Here is a 19,774-nt window from a genome sequence, read left to right on the forward strand (position 1 = left end):
AACCGCATCCGCAGCCGCGACCACAGCCTCCACACCCGCCACACCACCCCGCAACGACCCCAAACCCACCCTCGCCCTCCCCACCTCCGACCGCGCCCACTCCCGCGCCGCACCCCCCTCCACACCACCCACCACCCCCGCAAACCCAGCCCCCAGCAAAAACCCCGCCTCACTCTCCCCCTCCGGCCTCCCCGACACATCCTCAGACACCTTCGCCTCCACCACACCCGACACCCCCCACCCCACACCCCCCCACACCGGAGACACCCCCGACCCCACACCCCCCACACCCTCCACACCACCAGCCACACCCTCCCCCACACCCACACCCTCCACCTCACCCCGCACACCACCCACACCCTCCACCTCACCCCGCACACCACGCCCACCACCCAACACCCCCACCCCAACCCCCCTCACCCCACCCGCCACCACACCACTCACCACACCCGACCACAACTCCGAAACCAGCATCCCCCCATCCACACCCCTCCGCGGCCCCTCCACCACCTGCGACAACTGAACCAGCAAATCCAACCCCACATTCAACCCCCCACCCACCACCCCCAACTCCACCGCATCCACCACCACCGAACCCACCAACCGCCGCAACACCCCCACCACCCCCTCCACCCCCAACGCCACCTCCCCCGCACGACCCGCACCCACCCCCACCATCCGCGACGACAACACCAACCGAAACCTCCGCACCAACGCCTCACCCGCCACCAAAAAAGCCTCAACCAACTCCGGCGCCACCAACAACACCTGCGCCACCTCCACCGCCACCACCCCCACCATCCCCACCATCATCCGCTTACCAAACTGAACCCCCACCGCCACCTCACGCAACAACTCCCCCAACCCCACACACGACGCACCCAACCCAGGAACACTCCGCTCCAACCCACCCAAAAACCCATCCATCACCTCCCCCGCCACCCCCACCACACTCCCCCGCACCCGCCCACGCACACCCCCCACCACACCCCCCACCCCACCCAACCGCTCCCCCGACCGCACATGCACCCCACCCAACGCAAACAACCGCGACTCACTCGCCGGACTCCAACTCCCACCCAACACCCGCTCAGCAACCCACGCAAAACCCTCCGGCACCACAAGATCACGCACACCAACCACCCCCCCACACCAACCTACTCACGACACACCACGCCCACTCCCATCACTCAGCCGCGCCAGCTCTCCACCCCCCAACATAAAAACCACACCCCCACCAACCCCCCCCCACCCCCACACCGGGCACAACAAGACCCCACCCCGTACCCCTCCATACCCCCACCCCACCCCACAACCCCTAAACCAGACACCTTCACCAGCCCCCACGGCTGGGGCCCACCAAACCAACACCGCCACCCAGCCGAAACCCAGCACAAACCCCAAACAGCCACAATATGAATGAATCCGCTAAATCAAACATCAGAGATCATTCTCTTTTCCGAACCTCGTGTTCGGATTCCGCCGGTCACGGAAGTCTCGGTCCGTTGCTGACCGAGTTGTCATGGGAGTGGAGGCTGTGTCAAATAAACGGCTGATCGTGGTTGTTGTTGGCTATTCGTAGACGGTCAGCGGCAGAACCATCTCGTCGACGCCGGCCAGTCTCCGCTGCCGTTTCTTGACGATCTCTGACTCGAACGTCCCCGGGGCGTCACGCGAAACCTTGACCTCGATTGGTCCGACGTCGGTCAACGCCGTGTTGGCCCGGCCCCCGTTGGGGGGGTTGCCACTGCCCCAGCCGACCGCATCGTGCTTCTCCAGGTCCCGCACGGAACCGTGCTCGTGTGGTCGATCATCCGGCTTCGATTGGTGCCCTGCCGCTGGCTGTCTCGAGGGACATGCTGCCAGGTCGTCTACTTACTTGCCTTGACGATACGGCGGAACTCCGACCTCTACACCGGGCGAGGCCAAGACGGACGCAAGGGACGCGTTCAGAGCTGGAGGTGATCGCGAGGGCTTGGCGAGTCGATCCGCTGGGTGGTGTGCTTGACGCGGTCGCGAAGGAAGGCGACAAACCGTCCGGTCGCCGGGGGCCGTGCGGCCGTCGGCGCCGAGCACCGGGTTCCCCGCGAGACACTTGGTGCCGGGCACCTATGGCTGCCGACCCGTGTGCAGGCTCTTCACGAACAGAGTGGTGGACGCGGCCAGCGGGCAGCCGTCCGGGGACCCCGTGACTCCGTGCACCACGCAACGGCCGTCGGCACTCAGGCTCGCGCTCAGCGGCGTCGTGGCCAGTTGTGTCCCGCCGGCCTCACGACTCGCCCGCCGGACGGCGGCGCGGTCAGCCAGACCACGACGGCCAGCACAGGCCCCCTAGTGAATATCGGACTATGTACAACCAGATTGCAAGGTCACGCGTCCGCGAGGAGCTCCGCCGCCAGGAAGTCCCGCACGTGGCCGAGAACCTGTGCCCGGTCCGTTCCGCGCAGGCCGATCGCCACGTGGATGGAGAACCCGTCGAGCAGGGCGCGCAGCCGGGCGGCGCACCGGTCGGGGTCGACGGGGCGGAACTCGCCGCGCGAGATGCCCTCGGCGACCAGCGCCACCAGGTCGCGGTGCCAGGCGCCCTCGATGGCGGCCTGCCGGTCGCGGGCCGCCTCGTCGGCGTTCTGCGAGCGGTTCCAGACCTCCAGCCAGAGCGTCCAGTGCGGGTCCCGGTGCCCGTCGGGGACGTACAGGTCGACGTAGGCGTCGAGGCGTTCGCGGGCGGTGCCGCGCCGGGTCAGCACCCGGCCGCGCTCGGCGCCGAGCCGGCCCTCGCTCCACTCCAGGGTCTGGAGCAGGAGTTCGTCCTTGGAGCGGAAGTAGTAGAGGAGATGACCGCTGCTCATGCCGACCTCACGGCCGAGCGCGGCCATGGTGAGCTTCTCCAGACCCCGTCCGGCGATCATCGTCATGGCGGCGGCGAGCACGTCCTCGCGGGGCGGGGCGTTCCTGCGCGCACCGGCCATGTTCCGCTCCGCTCCTAGATCCTCGGCTGCTGCTGGGTGATGCAATGAATACCGCCACCACCCGCGAAGATCGTACGGGCGTCCACCAGCGTGACGGTCCGGTCGGGGAAGAGGCGGCCGAAGATCCCGGCGGCGATCTCGTCGCGCGGGTCGTCGAAGCCGCACAGGACGACCCCGCCGTTGCAGAGGTAGTGGTTGATGTAGGAGTAGTCGGCCCAGTGGCCGTCGGCCTCCAGGACGGTCGGGGCCGGCACCTCGACGACCTCCAGCCTCCGGCCGCGGGCGTCGGTCTGGGACCGCAGCAGGCCGATCACCTCCCGGCTCACCTCGTGGTCGGGGTGCGCGGGGTCGGGCTGGGAGTGCGCGACCACGACTCCCGGGCGGGCGAAGGCGGCGACGATGTCGACATGCCCGAGGGTGCCGAAGCCGTACGGGGGATAGTCGCCGGTGAGGCCGCGGGGCAGCCATATCGCCTTGCGGGTGCCGAGCATCCCGTGGATCTCGGCCTCGACCTCCGCCTTCGTCCAGCCCGGGTTGCGCTCGCGGCCCAGCTGCACGGTCTCGGTCAGCAGGACGGTCCCCTCGCCGTCGACGTGGATCGCACCGCCCTCGTTGACCAGCTGCGAGGCGTACGTCCGGGCGCCCGCGAGGTCCGCGACATACGCGGCGATCTTCGCGTCGTGCTCCCAGCGGGCCCAGTGCTGGGCGCCCCACCCGTTGAACGTCCAGTCCACGGCGGCCAGTTCACGTCCGTCGGTGAGGAAGGTGGGGCCGATGTCCCGCATCCAGGCGTCGTCGAGGTCCCGCTCGACGGTGTCGACGCCGGGGCCGAGCAGCGTCTGTGCCGCCGCCGACTGGCCGGGGCCGCACACCACGGTCACCGGTTCGAAGCGCAGGACGGCGCGGGCCACCGACGCCCAGGCCGTCCGGGCGGCGATGAGGTCGTCGGCGTCGTCAAAGGTGGGGTTGGGGCCCGGCCACGCCATCCAGGTGCGCTCGTGCGGGGTCCACTCGGCGGGCATCCGGAAGCCGTCGGCGGCAGCAGACATGAGTGATCCTTACAGGCTGTGACGTTCAGAGGAAGTACAGGCGGTTGAGGGAGACGGAGTCGGCCGGCTCCGAGCGCAGCGGTTCGCCGTCGAGGGTGACCAGGCCGGTGCGCTGGTCGACGTCGACCGCTCCGGTACGGGAGTTGCGCCGCAGGTCGGCCGGGCCGATGCCGCGGGTGCCGCGGACGGCGACCCGGCGGCGCCGGGTGGGCATGGTGTCGTGGCCCTGGTCGAGGGCCGCCTGGGCCACGAACGCGACGGAGAGGTCGGCGGGGGTGGCGCCGTGCGCCCCGAACTGGGGGCCCAGCACGAGGGGTTCGCAGGTGTCGGTGGCCGCGTTCGGGTCGCCGGTGACGCCGAACGCCGGGAAGCCGGCCTTCAGCACCAGCTGCGGCTTGGCCCCGAAGTACTCCGGCGCCCACAGCACGATGTCGGCGAGCTTGCCGACCTCGATCGAGCCGACCTCGTGCGAGAGCCCGTGTGCGATGGCCGGGTTGATGGTCAGCTTGGCCAGGTACCGGAGCACGCGCTCGTTGTCGTGGCCGTCGTCCGGGGCGCCGAGCTCGGCCTTCATCTTGCCGGCCATGGCGAAGGTGCGGCGGACGGTCTCCCCGGCCCGGCCCATGCCCTGCGCGTCGGACGAGGTGATGCCGATCGCGCCCAGGTCGTGCAGCACGTCCTCGGCGCCCATGGTCCCGGCCCGGATGCGGTCGCGGGCCATGGCGGCGTCGCCTGGCAGGTCGGTCTTGAGGTCGTGGACGGAGACGATCATCCCGTAGTGCTCGGCGACCGCGTCCCGGCCGAAGGGCAGGGTGGGGTTGGTGGAGGAGCCGATGACGTTGGGGACGCCGGCCATCTTCAGGACGTTGGGCACGTGCCCGCCGCCGCAGCCCTCGATGTGGAAGGCGTGGATGGTGCGGCCCTCAAGGACCCGGAGGGTGTCCTCGACCGAGAGGCACTCGTTCAGCCCGTCGCTGTGCAGGGCGACCTGGACGTCGTGTTCTTCGGCGACCCGCAGCGCCGTGTCCAGGGCCCGGGTGTGGGCGCCCATGTCCTCGTGCACCTTGAAGCCGCAGGCGCCGCCCTCGGCGAGGGCCTCGATTAGCGGGGCCGGGTGCGAGGACGAGCCACGCCCGAGGAAGCCGATGTTGACCGGCCAGGCGTCGAAGGCGCCGAACGCGTGCTTCAGCGCCCAGGGCGAGTTGACGCCGACGCCCCACACCGGCCCGAACTCCTGCCCGATGATCGTGGTCACACCGGAGGCCAGCGAGGCCTCCATGATGCGCGGCGACAACAGGTGGACGTGTGTGTCGACGGCCCCTGCGGTGGCGATGAGCCCCTCGCCGGACACGATCGAGGTGCCGGTGCCGACGACGACGTCCACCCCGTCGAGGGTGTCGGGGTTCCCGGCCCGCCCGATCGAGCAGATCCGCCCCTCGCGGATGCCGATGGAGACCTTCCGGATGCCCAGCACGGCGTCGATGACGACGACGTTGCTGATCACGACGTCACAGGTCTCCCGCACGGCGGCGGCCTTCAGGTGCAGCCCGTCCCTGGCCGTCTTGCCGAAACCGGCCAGGAACTCGTCCCCGTAGCGCTGGGAGTCGTCCTCGACGCGGATCACGAGTCCCGAGTCCCCGAGGCGGACGCGGTCGCCGGCGCGGGGGCCGTGGGTGGCCGCGTACTCGTGCGGGGTGAGGCGGCGCGCCTCGGCGGGATGCCCTCCGGGACGGCTCATCGCCCGGCCCCCTCTGCCTCTCGTACACCCAGGTACCCGCAGGCGGCGGCGCGGCGCAGCGCCTCCTCGCGGGCGCCGGGCGCGTCCAGCGGCCCGTCGACGAGCCCGGCGAAGCCGATGGCGACCCGGGAGCCGCCGATCGGCACGAGACCGACCTCCAGCGACTCACCCGGCCCGAACCGCACGGACGACCCGGCCGGCACGGCGAGCCGCAGCCCGTAGGCGGCGGCGCGGTCGAAGTCGAGGCGAGGGTTGGCCTCGAAGAAGTGGAAGTGCGAGGTGACGGAGACGGGGACGGCGGCGGTGTTGGTGACGGTCAGCCGGACGACCGCCTCCGGATCGGCGTGCTCGGGTCCCGGCAACAGCGCGCCCGGACCCTCCTCCCCCAGTCCCCCGCCCCCGATCGGGTCGGTGACGACCGCGAGCCTCGACCCGTCGTCGAAGACGGCCTCGACGTGCACCTCGGTGACGATGCCGGCGACACCGGGCAGCACGTCGGCCGACCCCAGGACGGAGCGGGCCGCCTCGATCGCCTCGGCGAGCCGCCGGCCGTCCCGGGCGGCCTCGCAGACGGTGTCCGCGATCAGCGCGGTGGCCTCCGGCACGTTGAGCCTGAGGCCCCGCGCGCGGCGGGCCCGCGCCAGCTCGGCGGCTCCGAAGAGCAGCAGCCGGTCACGTTCCGTGGGGGTCAGGCGCACGCCCGCCACCTCCTTGGCTTCGTCCTACCTCGCTCGATTTAGAACAACACTCTAAATGACCGACTACAAGAAGAGAACCACTGCAGTCCACCTAGAGGCTCAACCGCATTGAACGTCGCTCTAACGTCCAGGCAGCACCCAAAGGGGACCATTCGGGGTCTTCGCCTACGCCCCGCACTTCACGACATCCGCGCTGCCGGAACCGGGCGGCTTCTGGCCGATCTGGTGCCTGGCGGCGGGCCTGCCCGGTCCGGTCGCCTCCATCACCCTCCTCGGCGACGACATCCGCTACCTGCCCCCCGGCCCGCCGCACCTCCCGCCGGGTCCTGCACGCGACCGGGACCTGGCTAGGCCTGATCCTGGGCCTGCCGGTGCCGCAGCTCTTCGGCACGTTCACCGCGTACGCGGCGAGGGCGGCGGACTAGGCGGGCCCGCTGGTCTCGGCCTCCCCTGCCTGGTACCCGGTCCCGTTCCTGCTCTCCGCCTCCGCGGGCTCGGTCGGCGACGCGGGCCTGATGCTCTTCGCTCGCGCCCCGGGCCCCCAGTGGGGCTCACGGAGGGGGTTGCCGTGCGGGTCGAGGACAATGGCGCCGAGGTGGTCGGCGTTGAGGCCGACAGCAAGCAGTCTTGCACCGGAAGCCGGGATTCCCCTCCGGTGAGGGAGTGACCGCGGTGCTGGTGGACCAGGAGGCGTCCAGGTACCAGCGGTCGCAGGTCGGGTCATAGACGAGGTCACAGCGCACGGCCCGATGAGCACTCACCCGGTCCAACCACTGCGCACGGCCGTGGTTGAAGGTGAGCGTGCATGCCAGCCGGCAGCACCAGCGTGACCGAGCCGCCCTCGGGATCCACGGTGATGGTGTAGTTGCCGTGCGAAGCACCGGACTCCCTCTCGGCGGTCAGGAACATCCGGGCAGCAGTCCACCGTTTCCGCCAGTCGGCTTTGGCCATACCGGCCGCCGCGAGGTGGTGACGGGTCCCGGCCAGTCGGCGCGCACCCACCGTCCTCGATGGGCGCCCCTGCTCGATCTGCTGCTCCACCACAGCAAGGCGGCCCTCAAGCTTGCTCAGGTGCCGCTGCTTCTGCCAGCGCTCGGCCCCGTCGGCGTAACCGCGTGCCCGCTCGCGCTTCCGCCCGCACGCCACGCCACTGGCAGGCGCTGCCCGATCTTGCGGATCCGGCGGACCAGCCCCGCCCGCTCCTCCGCCGGGCAACGCAGGGAAAGCCGGTGCTGGTCCTCCGACGCCCGGGTCACAGCCCCCGCCCACCGCGACGAGGAAAGGGCCATCAACCGCTTCTTCCGCCCCGCCCGGCCAGTCTGATGCGCCGGGACATTCCCCGTCCGGACTCGTGCGGCCAGATCCGCTCGCTGATGGTGGCCCAGGAGCTCGCCGACCAGTGTCAGGACCTGCACGTCCGTCGCCGTCAGATCCTTCAGCCGGTCCCGGATCCTCGCTCCGGACGGAGCGGCCACCGTGAATCGAAGGGACCCGCCACCACCGATCATACGTTCCATGCAGGTGCGGCACCCTGACAAGCGGACCCGTTCACCCCGTCGAGCGACACCTGGGCCGACAACCGAAGATCGATCAGCCGAGCTGGTGCATCCAGCCGTGCTTGTCCTCGGCCTTGCCGCGCTGGATGTCGAGGAGGGCCTCGCGGAGCCGGAGCGTGACCTCGCCGGGCTCGCCGCCCGACTGCTGCCACTCGGCGTTCGCGCGCTTGACCGTGCCGACGGGGGTGATCACGGCGGCGGTGCCGCAGGCGAAGACCTCGGTGAGGGTGCCGTTCTCGGAGTCGCGCTGCCACTGGTCGATGGAGACCCGGGCTTCCTCGGACTCGTAGCCGAGGTCGCGGGCGACGGTGAGGAGGGAGTCGCGGGTGACGCCTTCGAGGATGGAGCCGGTGAGGGTCGGGGTGACGATCTTGTTCCCGTACACGAAGTACAGGTTCATGCCGCCGAGCTCCTCGACCCACTTGTGCTCGACCGCGTCGAGGTAGCAGACCTGGTCGCAGCCCTGGGCGGCGGCTTCGGCCTGGGCGAGCAGGGAGGCCGCGTAGTTGCCGCCGGTCTTGGCGTCGCCCATGCCGCCGGGGACGGCGCGGACGCGGTCCTCGGAGGCCCAGATGGAGACCGGCTTCACGCCGCCGGGGAAGTAGGCACCCGCCGGGGAGGCGATGACCAGGAAGAGGTACTCGTTGGCCGGCTTGACGCCCAGACCGACCTCGGTGGCGATCATGAAGGGGCGCAGGTAGAGGGATTCCTCGCCGCCGTGCGCCGGGACCCATGCCTTGTCCTGCTGGACGAGCAGGTCGCAGGCCTCGATGAAGGTCTCCACCGGCAGCTCGGGCATGGCGAGCCGGCGGGCGGAACGCTGGAAGCGCTTGGCGTTCTGGTCGGGGCGGAAGGTGGCCACCGAGCCGTCGGGGCGGCGGTAGGCCTTCAGGCCCTCGAAGATCTCCTGGGCGTAGTGCAGGACGTTGGTGGCCGGGTCGAGGGGGATCGGCGCGTACGGGACGAGCTGGCCGTCGTGCCAGCCGCGGCCCTCGGTCCACTTGATCGTCACCATGTGGTCGGTGAAGTGGCGGCCGAATCCGGGGCTGGTCAGGATCGCCTCGCGCTCCGCGGCGGGCAGCGGGTGTGCGGACGGCTTGAGCTCGATCGTGGGCGTCGTCATGAGTAGGTGTCCTTCACCGGTTGTAGTGATGGGCCGCGCTCACACCCTTGTCCTAGGACGTCCGAGCATTCCCTCACGGCGCGGCTCCGCGTTCGATTATCTCGCGGGGGCCGGGGTGGAAGGAATCGGGGTGAATGCGGACCCGGGTTTGATGGTGGCACCCGGCGGCAGGCATGGGGAAGCCGCCGAGCGCTTGTGCGACCCGGCGGCTTCGAAGATCTGCGAAGAAGCCCGGGGGTCAGCCGGCTACTCGTACGGCGAGCGCGTCGCCGATCTCCGAGGTGGAGCGGGCGGGCTTGCCCGTGGGGGTACCGCCCGTGCCCTTAAGGCTACGGGGGAGCTCGGTGAGGTCGGCGGTGACCGCTTCCTCGACGCGGGCGGCCTCGGCATCGTAGCCGAGGTGGCGCAGCAGCAGGGCGACGGACAGGACCGTGGCGGTGGGGTCGGCCTTGCCCTGGCCGGCGATGTCGGGCGCGGAACCGTGGACCGGCTCGAACATGGACGGGAACTCACCACCGGGGTTGATGTTCCCGCTCGCCGCGACGCCGATGCCGCCGGAGACGGCCGCGGCGAGGTCGGTGATGATGTCGCCGAAGAGGTTGTCGGTGACGATGACGTCGAAGCGGCCGGGGTCGGTGACGAGGTAGATCGTCGCCGCGTCGACGTGGATGTAGTCCGTGGTGACCTCGGGGAACTCCGCGGCCACCTTGTTGAAGATGTTCGTCCACAGGTGCCCGGCGAAGGTCAGCACGTTGTTCTTGTGGACCAGCGTGAGCTTCTTGCGCGGGCGGGCCTGGGCGCGGGCGAAGGCGTCCCGGACGACACGCTCGACGCCGAAGGCCGTGTTGACGGACACCTCGGTGGCGACCTCGTGCTCGGTGCCCTTGCGGATGGTGCCGCCGTTGCCGGTGTACGGACCCTCGGTGCCCTCGCGGACCACGACGAAGTCGATCTGCGGCTCGCCGGCCAGCGGGGTGGCGACACCCGGGAGCAGCTTCGACGGACGCAGGTTGACGTGGTGGTCGAAGGCGAAACGGAGCTTCAGCAGGAAGCCGCGCTCCAGGACGCCCGAGGGCACGCTCGGGTCGCCGATGGCGCCCAGCAGGATGGCGTCGTGCTGCTTCAGCGCGGCGAGGTCGGCGTCGGTGAGGGTCTCACCGGTGGCGTGGTAACGCTTGGCGCCGAAGTCGTACTCCTTGGTCTCCAGCTTCACGTCCTCGGGGAGGACGGCGGAGAGGACCTTGAGGCCTTCGGCCACGACTTCCTGCCCGATGCCGTCACCGGGGATCACTGCGAGATCGATGCTGCGAGACATGCCGGGCACCCTACTCCTCGTCCCATGGGATGACATGCAACGTCCGGCATACGGACAGGGGGTGTCGTTCCGTCGACCGGCGTTCACCCGTATGTGTGGCTGGTGTTGGCCTGCGCTGGGAAGCGTCCCGGCCATGGACATCCCCGACTTCGGCATCCCGCCGCGGCTCGCCGCCCGGATGAGTATGGCCGAGCAGTACGAGTACCTGCGCGCCCGGCTGGTGAGCCGCCGCACCCTGGTGACGGTGGGCACGCTGGCGGGCGGCGCGCTGGTGGCGGGCTGCGCGAAGACGTCGGCGAAGTCGGCGCACCCGGCTCCGGCGACCTCCGCGGTCCGCGGTTCCGCGGTCGTGCCGTTCGGCCGCCACCTCGCCTTCGGCGCCGACCCGCGGACGCAGATGCGGATCTCCTGGCAGGTGCCGTCCGCGGTGCGGAAGCCGTTCGTGCGGATCGGGACGCGCCCGGACCAGCTGGGCACCCGCGTGGCCGCGGAGATCCGGCACCTGCACACGCCCGGGGTGCAGGGGGTGCGCCCGGTGGTCGAGCAGTACTACGTGCACGCGGCCCTGACCGGCCTCACGCCCGGCACCACGTACTACTACGGCGTCGGCCACGACGGCTGGGACCCGGCCGCCCCCGGCCACCGCGCCGCCATCACCCCGTTCCGGACCGCGCCCGCGAGCCCGGAGCGGTTCGTGTTCACGGCCTTCGGTGACCAGGGCGTCGGCCAGGCCGGGAAGGCGAGCGACAACGCGCTGCTGAAGCAGAACCCCGCCTTCCACCTGCACGCGGGCGACATCTGCTACGCGGACGGCAACGGCGCCGGGAAGACCTCGGACGGCTACGACGCCCGGGAGTGGGACCGGTTCCTGCAGCAGAACGACCCGGTGGCGCGTTCCGTGCCGTGGATGGTGACGACCGGCAACCACGACATGGAGGCCTGGTACTCCCCCGACGGCTACGGCGGCCAGTACGCCCGCTTCGCCCTCCCGGACAACGGCTTCGACCCGCACGGCTCACCGGGCGTGTACGCGTTCACCTACGGCAACGTCGGCTTCGTGGCCCTGGACGCGAACGACGTGTCGTACGAGATCCCCGCCAACCTCGGCTACAGCGGCGGCCGGCAGACGAAGTGGCTGGAGAGGAAGCTGCAGGAGCTGCGGGCGGCGCGCGGCGTGGACTTCGTCGTCGTCTTCTTCCACCACTGCGCGTACTCCACGTCCTCGCACGCCTCCGACGGCGGGATCCGGGCGGCCTGGCTGCCGCTGTTCGCCAGGTACCAGGTGGATCTGGTGATCAACGGGCACAACCACGTCTACGAGCGCACCGACGCGGTCAGGGGCGGCGGGGTCGGCCGCGCGGTCCCGGTCGGCGGCTCGACCGACCCGACGCGGGACGGCATCGTCTACGTCACGGCGGGCGGCGGCGGGCGGGGCCTGTACGGGTTCCCCTCGGGGGTCGGGGACAGCTACGAGGGGCACGTCACCCGGCACGACGCGGTGCACAGCTTCCACTGGGCCAAGGGGCAGCACAACGTCGCGGAGGCGGTGGAGTGGTCGCGGGTGCGGTACACCGGCTTCTCCTTCCTCAGGGTCGAGGCGGAGGCGGGCACGGCCCCGCGGCTGAAGGTGTCGGCGCTCGCGCAGAGCGGTGCGCGGATCGACCGCTTCGAGGTACGCCGGGGCGCCTGATCCCCGGAGTACGGCGCGGCCGTCCCGGCCGCGCCGTACCCGTGCGGGGTGCGGCTCCCGTCGAGGGGTTGTTACACGTGATACCGACGGTGCGTCAACGGCTCGTCAACGGCTCAGTGGCCGGTCTCGCCGCCGTTGTCGCGGCGGTCGAGGGCGCGCTGCAGAGCGGCGGCGGCGTTCTTGCGGTCCGAGTCGCTCGTGCGGGACACGTGGCGGACTCGGCGGCGGACGGTCGTCTCGGCCATGGGAATCGACTCCTTCGACATACGTGGAGTACGGCAAGGGGGGATACGAGACGCCGGAAGGGGCGGGGAGCGGTGCCGCAGGGGTTGCCTGCACGGGGCCCGGCTCACGACCGCCATTCGCTTGATCGAGCGAGACGTTCGGCTCCTACAAAAGTAAGGGAGCGGCCCGCTTCTGTCTGCACAATTACTCGGACTTCCTACTATCTGAGACGACGAGGCGGGCCGCACGGCTGTGAACTGGGCCTTTGACGCGTGGGACAGGTGGTTCCAAAGGGGTGAACGGGTTGCCGCGGGGAGACGGGAGGGACATCGCCCCCGTGGCGTACCGGACTACCAGGCGACGGTGCCGTGGCGGTCGACGAAGCGGCCCGTCCCCGCGTCGGACGGCTCGGTGGCGAGGCGGACGATCGCGTCGGTGCCCTCGGTGACGGTCTGCGGGCCGCTGTGGGCGTTGAGGTCGGTCGCCGTGTAGCCGGGGTCGACGGCGTTGACGCGGATGTCCTTGAGTGCCTTGGCGTACTGGGTGGTGAGCATGGTGAGGGCCGACTTCGAGGCGGTGTAGAGGGGCGAGACGACGGAGGACTCGACACGTGCCGGATCGTGCGTGAGCGCGAACGATCCCATCCCGCTGCTGACGTTGACGACGACCGGGTCCGACGAGCGGCGCAGGAGCGGGAGGAAGGCGGTGGTGGTGCGGATGACACCGAAGACGTTGACGTCGAAGACGCCGAGGGCGTCCGCACCCGTCAGCTCCGCCGGGTCGCCGTGCGGGCCGGAGATGCCGGCGTTGTTGACCAGTACGTCGATCCGGCCCTCGTGGGCGGCGACGTCGGCGGCCGCGGCGGCCACCGACGCGTCGTCGGTGACGTCGATCCGGACGAACCGCGCGCCGAGCGCCTCGGCGGCCGCCGCGCCCTGCTCCGGACCGCGGGCGCCGAGAAGCACGGTGTGGCCGAGTCCGACGAGGCGGCGGGCGGTCTCGCGGCCGAGGCCCTTGTTGGCCCCGGTGATGAAGGTGATGGTCATGGATCGATCGTCGGCCCGGCGCGGGACCGCTGCCAGAGATGCTTCGACCGTAGGAACGGCGGTACCAGGATCGCGGAGAAGGCAGGATGGAGGGCATGGCGAGGAAAGAGGCGGCCGGGCTGGGCCCGACGATCCGGGCCTGGCGGGAGCGGCTGTCGCCGGCGGCCGTGGGAGTGGCCGCGACCGGCCGCGCCCGCCGGGCGACCGGGCTGCGCCGCGAGGAACTGGCCGAGCTGGCCGGGGTGTCGGTCGACTACGTCGTACGGCTGGAGCAGGGCCGGGCCACGGCGCCGTCCGGGCAGGTGGTCGCCGCCCTGTGCCGCGCCCTGCGGCTGACGGCCGCCGAGCGCGAGCACCTCTACCGGATGGCCGGGCTGGTCCCGCCGGACGCCGGCCCGGTCCCCGATCACCTCCCGCCGGGCGTGCTCCGCGTGCTGGACCGGCTCGGCGGTGTGGCGGTCGGCGTGTTCACCGCGCACTGGCAGCTGCTGTGGTGGAACCCCGGCTGGGCCGCGCTGCTCGGCGACCCGGCGGCCACCCCGCACGAGCTGCGCAACCTCGCCCGCGAGCGGTTCCCGGTCGGCGCCGGGGAGGCCCGGCTCTCGTCCTGGCCGGTACGGGTGACGAACGCCGACGGCTCCGACCTCGCGATCGTGGCCGACCTGCGCCGGGCCACCGGCCGCTTCCCGCACGACGCCCGCCTGGCCGGGCTGGTGCGCGAACTGGCCGAGGGCAACGAGCAGTTCGCCCGGCTCTGGGCGCGCGGGACGGTCGCCGCCCACCGCACGGACCGCAAGACGGTCGAGCATCCGGGGGTGGGTCCGGTGGAGGTGGACTGCGACGTCCTGACGGACGGCGACTCGGAGCTGAAGATCGTGATCCTCTCGGCGGCGCCTGGCACCGAGGGTGCGGCCCGGCTGCGCGCGCTGCTGTAGCCGGGCCGGGCATGGGAACGGGCCGGGAAGCCTGCTCGTGGGTCAGGCTTCCCGGCCCGTGCTCGGGGGGCTGAGGGTCAGCCCATGTGCGGGTACGTGTAGTCGGTCGGCGCGACGAGCGTCTCCTTGATCGCGCGGGTCAGCGTCCAGCGCAGCAGGTTCTGCGGGGCGCCGGCCTTGTCGTTGGTGCCGGAGGCGCGGCCGCCGCCGAAGGGCTGCTGGCCGACGACGGCACCGGTCGACTTGTCGTTGATGTAGAAGTTGCCGGCCGCGTAGCGCAGCTTCTCCATGGTGTACGCGGCCGCCGCACGGTAGTTGGAGATGACCGAGCCGGTGAGCGCGTAGTCCGACACCGACTCCATCGGGGTCAGCATCTCGTCGTACTGGTCGTCCTCGTAGACGTGCACGGCGAGGAACGGGCCGAAGTACTCGGTGCGGAAGACCTCGTTCTCCGGGTCGTCGCAGACGACGACCGTCGGGCGGACGAAGTAGCCGACCGAGTCGTCGTAGGAGCCGCCCGCGACGATCTCGCAGGACGGGTCGGTCTTGGCGCGGTCGATCGCGGCCTTGTTCTTGGCGAACGCGCGGTCGTCGATGACGGCCCCGATGAAGTTCGACAGGTCGGTGACGTCGCCCATGGTCAGGTAGTCGACCTCGGCGGCGAACTCCTCGCGGAAGCCGTCGTTCCAGATGGACGCGGGGATGTAGGCGCGGGAGGTCGCCGAGCACTTCTGGCCCTGGTACTCGAAGGCGCCGCGGGTGAGCGCCGTCTTGAGGACGGCCCGGTCGGCGCTCGGGTGGGCGACGAGGAAGTCCTTGCCGCCCGTCTCGCCGACCAGGCGCGGGTACGAGCGGTACTTCTCGATGTTGTTGCCGACCGTCTTCCACAGGTACTGGAAGGTCTTGGTGGAGCCGGTGAAGTGGATGCCGGCCAGGTCCCGGTGCTCGAGGGCGACCTTCGACACCTCGATGCCGTCACCGGTGACGAGGTTGATGACGCCCTTGGGCAGACCCGCCTCCTCCAGCAGCTGCATGAGCAGCACGGCCGCGTGCGTCTGGGTCGGCGACGGCTTCCAGACCACGACGTTGCCCATCAGCGCGGGCGCGGTCGGCAGGTTGCCGGCGATCGCGCTGAAGTTGAACGGCGTGATCGCGTAGACGAAGCCCTCCAGCGGGCGGTGGTCGAGGCGGTTCCAGACGCCCGGGGAGTTGGCCGGGGGCTGCTCGGCCAGGATCTGGCGGGCGTAGTGGACGTTGAACCGCCAGAAGTCGACCAGCTCACAGGGCGAGTCGATCTCGGCCTGCTGGGCGGTCTTGGACTGGCCGAGCATGGTGGAGGCGGCGATGGTCTCGCGCCAGGGGCCGGCGAGCAGTTCGGCGGCGCGCAGGATGATGGCGGCGCGGTCGTCGAAGGACATCGCGCGCCAGGCGGGCGCGGCGGCGAGGGCCGCGTCGATCGCATCGCGGGCGTCCTGCTGGGTGGCGTGCCGGCCGGTGCCGATGACGGCCTTGTGGTTGTGCGGCTGCACGACCTGGAAGGGCTCGCCGCCGCCGAGCCGCTTCTCGCCGCCGATGGTCATCGCCAGCTCGATCGGGTTCTCGGCGAGCTCCTTGAGCTTCGCCTCCAGGCGGGTGCGCTCGGCGGAGCCGGGGGCGTAGCCGTGCACCGGCTCGTTGACGGGCGTGGGGACCTGGGTCACAGCGTCCATGGGATCCGTAACTCCTTGTACGTGAGCGGGTGTTGAGGCTTGTCGCGGCTTGGTGGGGCTCAGCCCTTGCTGACCATCGAGCGCAGGAAGAAGCGCAGGTTCGCCGGCTTCTCCGCGAGCCTGCGCATGAAGTAGCCGTACCAGTCGGTGCCGTAGGCGGTGTAGACGCGCATCCGGTGGCCCTCGGCGGCCAGCCGCAGGTGCTCGTCGCTCCGGATGCCGTACAGCATCTGGAACTCGTACTCGTCGGGCTTGCGGCCGGCGCGCCGGGCGAGTTCCTGGGCGATGGAGATCAGGCGCGGGTCGTGGGAGCCGACCATCGGGTACCCCTCGCCCTCCATCAGAGTCCGCAGGACCCGCACGTACGCCTTGTCGATCTCGTGCTTCTGCTGGTAGGCGACCTCGGCCGGCTCCTTGTAGGCGCCCTTGACCAGGCGGACGCGGCTGCCGGAGTCGGCGAGGCGGCGGGCGTCGGCCTCGGTGCGGAAGAGGTAGGCCTGGATGACGCAGCCGGTCTGCGGGAAGTCCCGGCGCAGTTCCTCGTGGATGGCGAACATCGAGTCGAGGGTGGTGTGGTCCTCGGCGTCGAGGGTGACGGTGGTGCCGATCGCGGCGGCGGCCTCGACGACCGGGCGGACGTTGGCGAGGGCCAGCTCGTGGCCACCGGGGAGGGACTGGCCGAACATGGACAGCTTGACCGACATCTCGACGCGCTCGCCGAGGCCCAGCTCACGCAGGCGGTCGACCAGCGTCAGGTAGGCGTCCCGGGCGGCGCCGGCCTGCTCGGCGGTGGTGATGTCCTCGCCGACGACGTCCATCGTCAGCTCCAGGCCGCGGCCCGTGAGCTCCTTGATGACGGGGACGATGTCGGCGACCGACTCCCCGGGGATGAAGCGGTCGACGACCTGCTTCGTCACCGGGGCCGCCGAGATCAGACGTCGCATCCGGTCGCTGCGCGACGCGGCGAGAATCACGGGACCCAGCACGGGGCACCTCCACAACACATGCCAGACAGGCCGCGATCCGACGATTTGGATACGGCACGGGGAACCACCGTGAAAGTTAAGGATCCCTCCGATCGTGGGCCATCGACAGCTGTCACGCATCCGTGCCGCGGATCTCAGACAGATGTATGAAGGCGGTCGGGAATTGCGGGAGAATGCCCGGGTGACGTCGGAATTCAAGGGTGACTACCAGGAGCTGGTCGACGAGATCTCGGAGCTGCTGGGCGTCCCGGCGACCCTGGAGAACCGCGACTTCGAGCTGATCGCCTTCGGGGCGTACGACAGTGAGGGCGACCTCGATCCGTCGGCGCTGGACCCGGTCCGCACCCGCTCGATCCTGACCCGGCGTTCGACGGCGGCGGTCCGTACCTGGTTCGAGGGCTTCGGCATCACCCGGGCGACCGCACCGGTCCGGATCCCGCCGACCCCGGAGGCCGGCGTGTACCGGGGGCGGATCTGCCTGCCGGTACGCCATCGGGGTGTCGTCCTCGGCTATGTGTGGCTGCTCGACTCCGATCCGGGCCCGACGGACGCCCAGCTGGCCGCCGCCATGGGGGTGGCCGGGCGGATCGGCGCGCTGCTCGCGGACGAGGCGCAGGCGGGGGCGGGCCTCGGCCGGGAGCTGCGGGCGGTGCTGGTCGCGGAGGGCGGCTGGCAGCGGGACATGGCGGTGGCCGATCTGCGCACGGCCCTGGGCACCCGTGCGGACGCCCCGCACACCCTGGTCTGCGTCGCCCCCTGGCCGTCCGCCGACCCGGACGACGCCCCGTCCCCACGCACGGTCCCGCACGCCACCGCGCTGTGCGCCCTGCCCTGGGGGGCGACGGGCCACAGCCTCGCCGTACTGGTCCGGCTGCGCAGCACGGACACGGCCACGCCCGCCCTGACCGCCGCCGCCCGGCTGCTCAGGGACGCGGAGGAGGCCCGGTCGGCGGCGGCACGCGGGGCCGGGGCCCGGACGGCGGCGGCCGTCGCCGCGGGGCTCGCGGGACCGGTCCCGGTGGCGCAGAGCTGCGCCGCGGGGGTGGGCGGGGCCCGGACCGGGCTGGCCGGGCTGGGCGCGGTCTGGCAGGAGGCGTCGGCGGCCGCCCGTGCCGCGCTGGCGGAGCCGCGGTTCGGGCCGGTCGCGCAGTGGGCGGACATCGGCCCGTACCGCCTGCTGACCGCGCTGCCCTCGCAGGCCGCGCAGGACCCCGCCGTGGCCCCGCTGCTCACCCCGGCCCACCACGAGCTGGCCCGCACCGCCGAGGTCTACCTCGACCACGCGGGCCAGGCGGGCCGCACCGCATCCGCGCTCGGCATCCACCGGCAGACCCTGTACTACCGCCTGTCCCGCGTCGAACAGCTCACGGGTCTCGACCTGGACGACGGCGAGGACCGCCTGCTCCTGCACATGGCGTTGAAGGGGGCCCGGCTCGCCTGAGGTGCGCCTTTCGGTGCCGTGGGCGGATGCCGGTCGGCGTATGCTCCGCCTGTTCATGTGCGTGTTCACATCAAAGATGTCGGCGGGGGCGGACGTGGGTGAGTCGGGTCCGGGCACACGGCAGGGCGAGGCGGCCGAACCGCCGGCGCCGGCCGAGAAGAGCGGGGCGCGCGGACAGCTCGGGCCGGGCCGCCGGGCGGCCGCGCTGGGGATCGGGGCGCTCGCCCTCGCGGGGTGCGCCGCGGGAGCCGTCTGGCTCTTCCGGGACGACCTGCCCCACCCGCTCGGCGACGAACGGGCCTGCGCGGGAAGCGAGCAGCGACTGCCGGGCCGGATCCTCGTCCACGGGACGCCGGTCCCCGCCGACGCCGCCGACGTCCACTACTTCACCCGGAACGGCAGGGCCGCCCTGTCCTTCCGCAGCGGCCTGCTCCCGGACTTCCTGCGCGGCTCGGGCATCGTGCCGCCGGACGCCGGCCTGTTCGACGAGCGCCACGGCGGCGTCGGCGTGGCCGGCGAGCCGTACGAGCTCCCGGACGGCCTGTGCGGCCCCACCCTGCGCAGCCCCCTCTGGTACTACGACCCCGCCGGCGGCGTCCGGGTCACCGTCGAGCGGTCACCGCTGTACGGCGACACGCTCCGGTTCCCGGCCCGCGCCGTGATCACGTACCCGCTCGGCTGACCCGACGCACCGGCGCCGGCGGCGCGTCAACTCCGGTTCGCGGCCTCGATGATCTGGCGCAGTCCCGCGGTGAGCGCGTCGCCGTCGGGTGCGGTCTTCGGGTCGAAGGTCCAGGCGGAGATCAGGCCGGACATCAGGGTCATGTAGAAGCGGCCGAGGGTGTCGGCGGTCTCGTCGGAGACCTCCTCCTCCGGTACGCCCATCATCAGTGAGGTCAGTCCGCGGCCGCCCTCGCGCTGGGCGCGGGCCAACTGGTCCCGCACCTCGGGCATCTGATCACCCATCGCCATGATCTCCACGCTCAGCCGCCACAACGTGCCGGGCTCGCGCATGCTGCCGACGATGTTCGTCCAGACCTCGCGGAACCGTTCGAGGGAGCCGGGCGCTCCGGTCAGCCCCCCGTCGCCGCCCTCGAAGGACATCTCCTCCACCAGCGCGATGTAGGCCTGGGCGAGGAGCGCGTCCTTGGACCCGTAGTGGTAGCCGATGGAGGCGAGGTTGGTCCCCGACTCCTTGACGATGTCGCGCGCCGTAGTCCGCGCGAACCCCTTCTCCAGCAGGCAGCGCTTGGCGCCTTCGAGCAGATCCTCACGGTGTCCCATGCCGGCCAGC

The 19,774-nt window shown here is 71.4% G+C and carries 16 protein-coding genes and 3 pseudogenes; 5 read left to right on the plus strand and 14 right to left on the minus strand.

Features of this window, described 5'->3' with window-relative positions:
* The 6 genes and pseudogenes from JF597_RS33970 to ureA all read right to left on the minus strand — a co-directional run.
* Window positions 1-813 (minus strand): annotated as a pseudogene (locus tag JF597_RS33970) (hypothetical protein); the annotation flags it as partial.
* Between the two features lie 774 nt (window positions 814-1,587).
* A pseudogene (locus JF597_RS33975) lies at window positions 1,588-1,776 on the minus strand (transposase); the annotation flags it as partial.
* A gap of 593 nt (window positions 1,777-2,369) precedes the next feature.
* Window positions 2,370-2,969 (minus strand): TetR/AcrR family transcriptional regulator, encoded by a 600-nt coding sequence (locus tag JF597_RS33980; protein ID WP_294004187.1) that lies wholly within the window; start codon window positions 2,967-2,969, stop codon window positions 2,370-2,372.
* Between the two features lie 14 nt (window positions 2,970-2,983).
* Window positions 2,984-4,018 (minus strand): agmatine/peptidylarginine deiminase, encoded by a 1,035-nt coding sequence (locus tag JF597_RS33985; RefSeq protein ID WP_294004190.1) that lies wholly within the window; start codon window positions 4,016-4,018, stop codon window positions 2,984-2,986.
* 25 nt (window positions 4,019-4,043) lie between these two features.
* Window positions 4,044-5,756, minus strand: a complete 1,713-nt coding sequence (locus JF597_RS33990; RefSeq protein ID WP_294004193.1) for an urease subunit alpha — start codon at window positions 5,754-5,756, stop codon at window positions 4,044-4,046.
* A complete protein-coding gene (ureA, locus tag JF597_RS33995; protein WP_294004196.1) occupies window positions 5,753-6,454 on the minus strand; it encodes an urease subunit gamma in 702 nt (233 codons plus the stop codon). The genes JF597_RS33990 and ureA overlap by 4 nt, the downstream gene beginning before the upstream one ends.
* 154 nt (window positions 6,455-6,608) lie before the next feature.
* Between ureA and JF597_RS34000 the strand changes: the two are divergent.
* Window positions 6,609-6,981: pseudogene (locus JF597_RS34000) on the plus strand (cytosine permease); the annotation flags it as partial.
* Window positions 6,982-7,186: 205 nt separating this feature from the next.
* Here JF597_RS34000 and JF597_RS34005 read toward each other — a convergent pair.
* The 3 genes from JF597_RS34005 to JF597_RS34015 form a co-directional block, all read right to left on the minus strand.
* A complete protein-coding gene (locus JF597_RS34005; protein ID WP_294004199.1) occupies window positions 7,187-7,495 on the minus strand; it encodes a hypothetical protein in 309 nt (102 codons plus the stop codon).
* 549 nt (window positions 7,496-8,044) lie between these two features.
* On the minus strand, window positions 8,045-9,133 hold the full coding sequence (locus tag JF597_RS34010; RefSeq protein WP_294004202.1) for a branched-chain amino acid aminotransferase: 1,089 nt from the start codon (window positions 9,131-9,133) through the stop codon (window positions 8,045-8,047).
* Window positions 9,134-9,371: 238 nt separating this feature from the next.
* Window positions 9,372-10,448: a 3-isopropylmalate dehydrogenase gene (locus JF597_RS34015; RefSeq protein WP_294004205.1), complete on the minus strand. Its 1,077-nt coding sequence runs from the start codon at window positions 10,446-10,448 to the stop codon at window positions 9,372-9,374.
* Between the two features lie 133 nt (window positions 10,449-10,581).
* Here JF597_RS34015 and JF597_RS34020 point away from each other — a divergent pair, with 133 nt between their 5' ends.
* Window positions 10,582-12,138 (plus strand): metallophosphoesterase family protein, encoded by a 1,557-nt coding sequence (locus tag JF597_RS34020; RefSeq protein ID WP_294004207.1) that lies wholly within the window; start codon window positions 10,582-10,584, stop codon window positions 12,136-12,138.
* Between the two features lie 113 nt (window positions 12,139-12,251).
* On the opposite strand, the gene JF597_RS34025 is transcribed toward JF597_RS34020, so the two are convergent.
* Window positions 12,252-12,383 carry a hypothetical protein gene (locus JF597_RS34025; protein WP_294004210.1) on the minus strand — a complete coding sequence of 44 codons (132 nt, stop codon included), beginning with the start codon at window positions 12,381-12,383 and terminating at the stop codon, window positions 12,252-12,254.
* Window positions 12,384-12,713: 330 nt separating this feature from the next.
* Entirely contained in the window at window positions 12,714-13,409 is a 696-nt protein-coding gene (locus JF597_RS34030) for an SDR family NAD(P)-dependent oxidoreductase (protein WP_294004213.1), read from the minus strand.
* 86 nt (window positions 13,410-13,495) lie between these two features.
* Here JF597_RS34030 and JF597_RS34035 point away from each other — a divergent pair, with 86 nt between their 5' ends.
* Complete coding sequence (locus JF597_RS34035) at window positions 13,496-14,344, plus strand: helix-turn-helix transcriptional regulator (RefSeq protein WP_294004216.1); 849 nt, start codon at window positions 13,496-13,498, stop codon at window positions 14,342-14,344.
* 77 nt (window positions 14,345-14,421) lie between these two features.
* On the opposite strand, the gene pruA is transcribed toward JF597_RS34035, so the two are convergent.
* Together pruA and JF597_RS34045 are read right to left on the minus strand one after the other, a co-directional pair.
* Window positions 14,422-16,053, minus strand: a complete 1,632-nt coding sequence (gene pruA, locus JF597_RS34040) for an L-glutamate gamma-semialdehyde dehydrogenase (RefSeq protein ID WP_294004218.1) — start codon at window positions 16,051-16,053, stop codon at window positions 14,422-14,424.
* Between the two features lie 59 nt (window positions 16,054-16,112).
* Window positions 16,113-17,039, minus strand: a complete 927-nt coding sequence (locus JF597_RS34045; RefSeq protein WP_294004221.1) for a proline dehydrogenase family protein — start codon at window positions 17,037-17,039, stop codon at window positions 16,113-16,115.
* 142 nt (window positions 17,040-17,181) lie between these two features.
* Here JF597_RS34045 and JF597_RS34050 point away from each other — a divergent pair, with 142 nt between their 5' ends.
* The gene (locus JF597_RS34050) at window positions 17,182-18,480 is read left to right on the plus strand and encodes a CdaR family transcriptional regulator (RefSeq protein ID WP_294004224.1); all 1,299 of its coding nucleotides are present in this window, start codon (window positions 17,182-17,184) and stop codon (window positions 18,478-18,480) included.
* Between the two features lie 40 nt (window positions 18,481-18,520).
* Window positions 18,521-19,162: a hypothetical protein gene (locus JF597_RS34055; RefSeq protein ID WP_294004228.1), complete on the plus strand. Its 642-nt coding sequence runs from the start codon at window positions 18,521-18,523 to the stop codon at window positions 19,160-19,162.
* A gap of 26 nt (window positions 19,163-19,188) precedes the next feature.
* On the opposite strand, the gene JF597_RS34060 is transcribed toward JF597_RS34055, so the two are convergent.
* A complete protein-coding gene (locus JF597_RS34060; protein ID WP_294004231.1) occupies window positions 19,189-19,764 on the minus strand; it encodes a TetR/AcrR family transcriptional regulator in 576 nt (191 codons plus the stop codon).
* Window positions 19,765-19,774: the final 10 nt, after the last annotated feature.

Origin of the sequence: Streptomyces sp., from assembly GCF_019510245.1 — a bacterium.
Lineage (GTDB): Bacteria > Actinomycetota > Actinomycetes > Streptomycetales > Streptomycetaceae > Streptomyces.

Excerpts from the sequence above, each read along its gene's own strand:
- JF597_RS33980 (WP_294004187.1), bottom strand. The coding sequence starts at position 2,969 with ATGGCCGGTGCGCGCAGGAACGCCCCGCCCCGCGAGGACGTGCTCGCC.
- JF597_RS33985 (WP_294004190.1), bottom strand. The coding sequence starts at position 4,018 with ATGTCTGCTGCCGCCGACGGCTTCCGGATGCCCGCCGAGTGGACCCCG.
- JF597_RS33990 (WP_294004193.1), bottom strand. The coding sequence starts at position 5,756 with ATGAGCCGTCCCGGAGGGCATCCCGCCGAGGCGCGCCGCCTCACCCCG.
- JF597_RS34010 (WP_294004202.1), bottom strand. The coding sequence starts at position 9,133 with ATGACGACGCCCACGATCGAGCTCAAGCCGTCCGCACACCCGCTGCCC.
- JF597_RS34015 (WP_294004205.1), bottom strand. The coding sequence starts at position 10,448 with ATGTCTCGCAGCATCGATCTCGCAGTGATCCCCGGTGACGGCATCGGG.
- JF597_RS34020 (WP_294004207.1), top strand. The coding sequence starts at position 10,582 with ATGGACATCCCCGACTTCGGCATCCCGCCGCGGCTCGCCGCCCGGATG.
- JF597_RS34025 (WP_294004210.1), bottom strand. The coding sequence starts at position 12,383 with ATGGCCGAGACGACCGTCCGCCGCCGAGTCCGCCACGTGTCCCGCACG.
- JF597_RS34030 (WP_294004213.1), bottom strand. The coding sequence starts at position 13,409 with ATGACCATCACCTTCATCACCGGGGCCAACAAGGGCCTCGGCCGCGAG.
- JF597_RS34035 (WP_294004216.1), top strand. The coding sequence starts at position 13,496 with ATGGAGGGCATGGCGAGGAAAGAGGCGGCCGGGCTGGGCCCGACGATC.
- pruA (WP_294004218.1), bottom strand. The coding sequence starts at position 16,053 with ATGGACGCTGTGACCCAGGTCCCCACGCCCGTCAACGAGCCGGTGCAC.
- JF597_RS34050 (WP_294004224.1), top strand. The coding sequence starts at position 17,182 with ATGTATGAAGGCGGTCGGGAATTGCGGGAGAATGCCCGGGTGACGTCG.
- JF597_RS34055 (WP_294004228.1), top strand. The coding sequence starts at position 18,521 with ATGCTCCGCCTGTTCATGTGCGTGTTCACATCAAAGATGTCGGCGGGG.
- JF597_RS34060 (WP_294004231.1), bottom strand. The coding sequence starts at position 19,764 with ATGGGACACCGTGAGGATCTGCTCGAAGGCGCCAAGCGCTGCCTGCTG.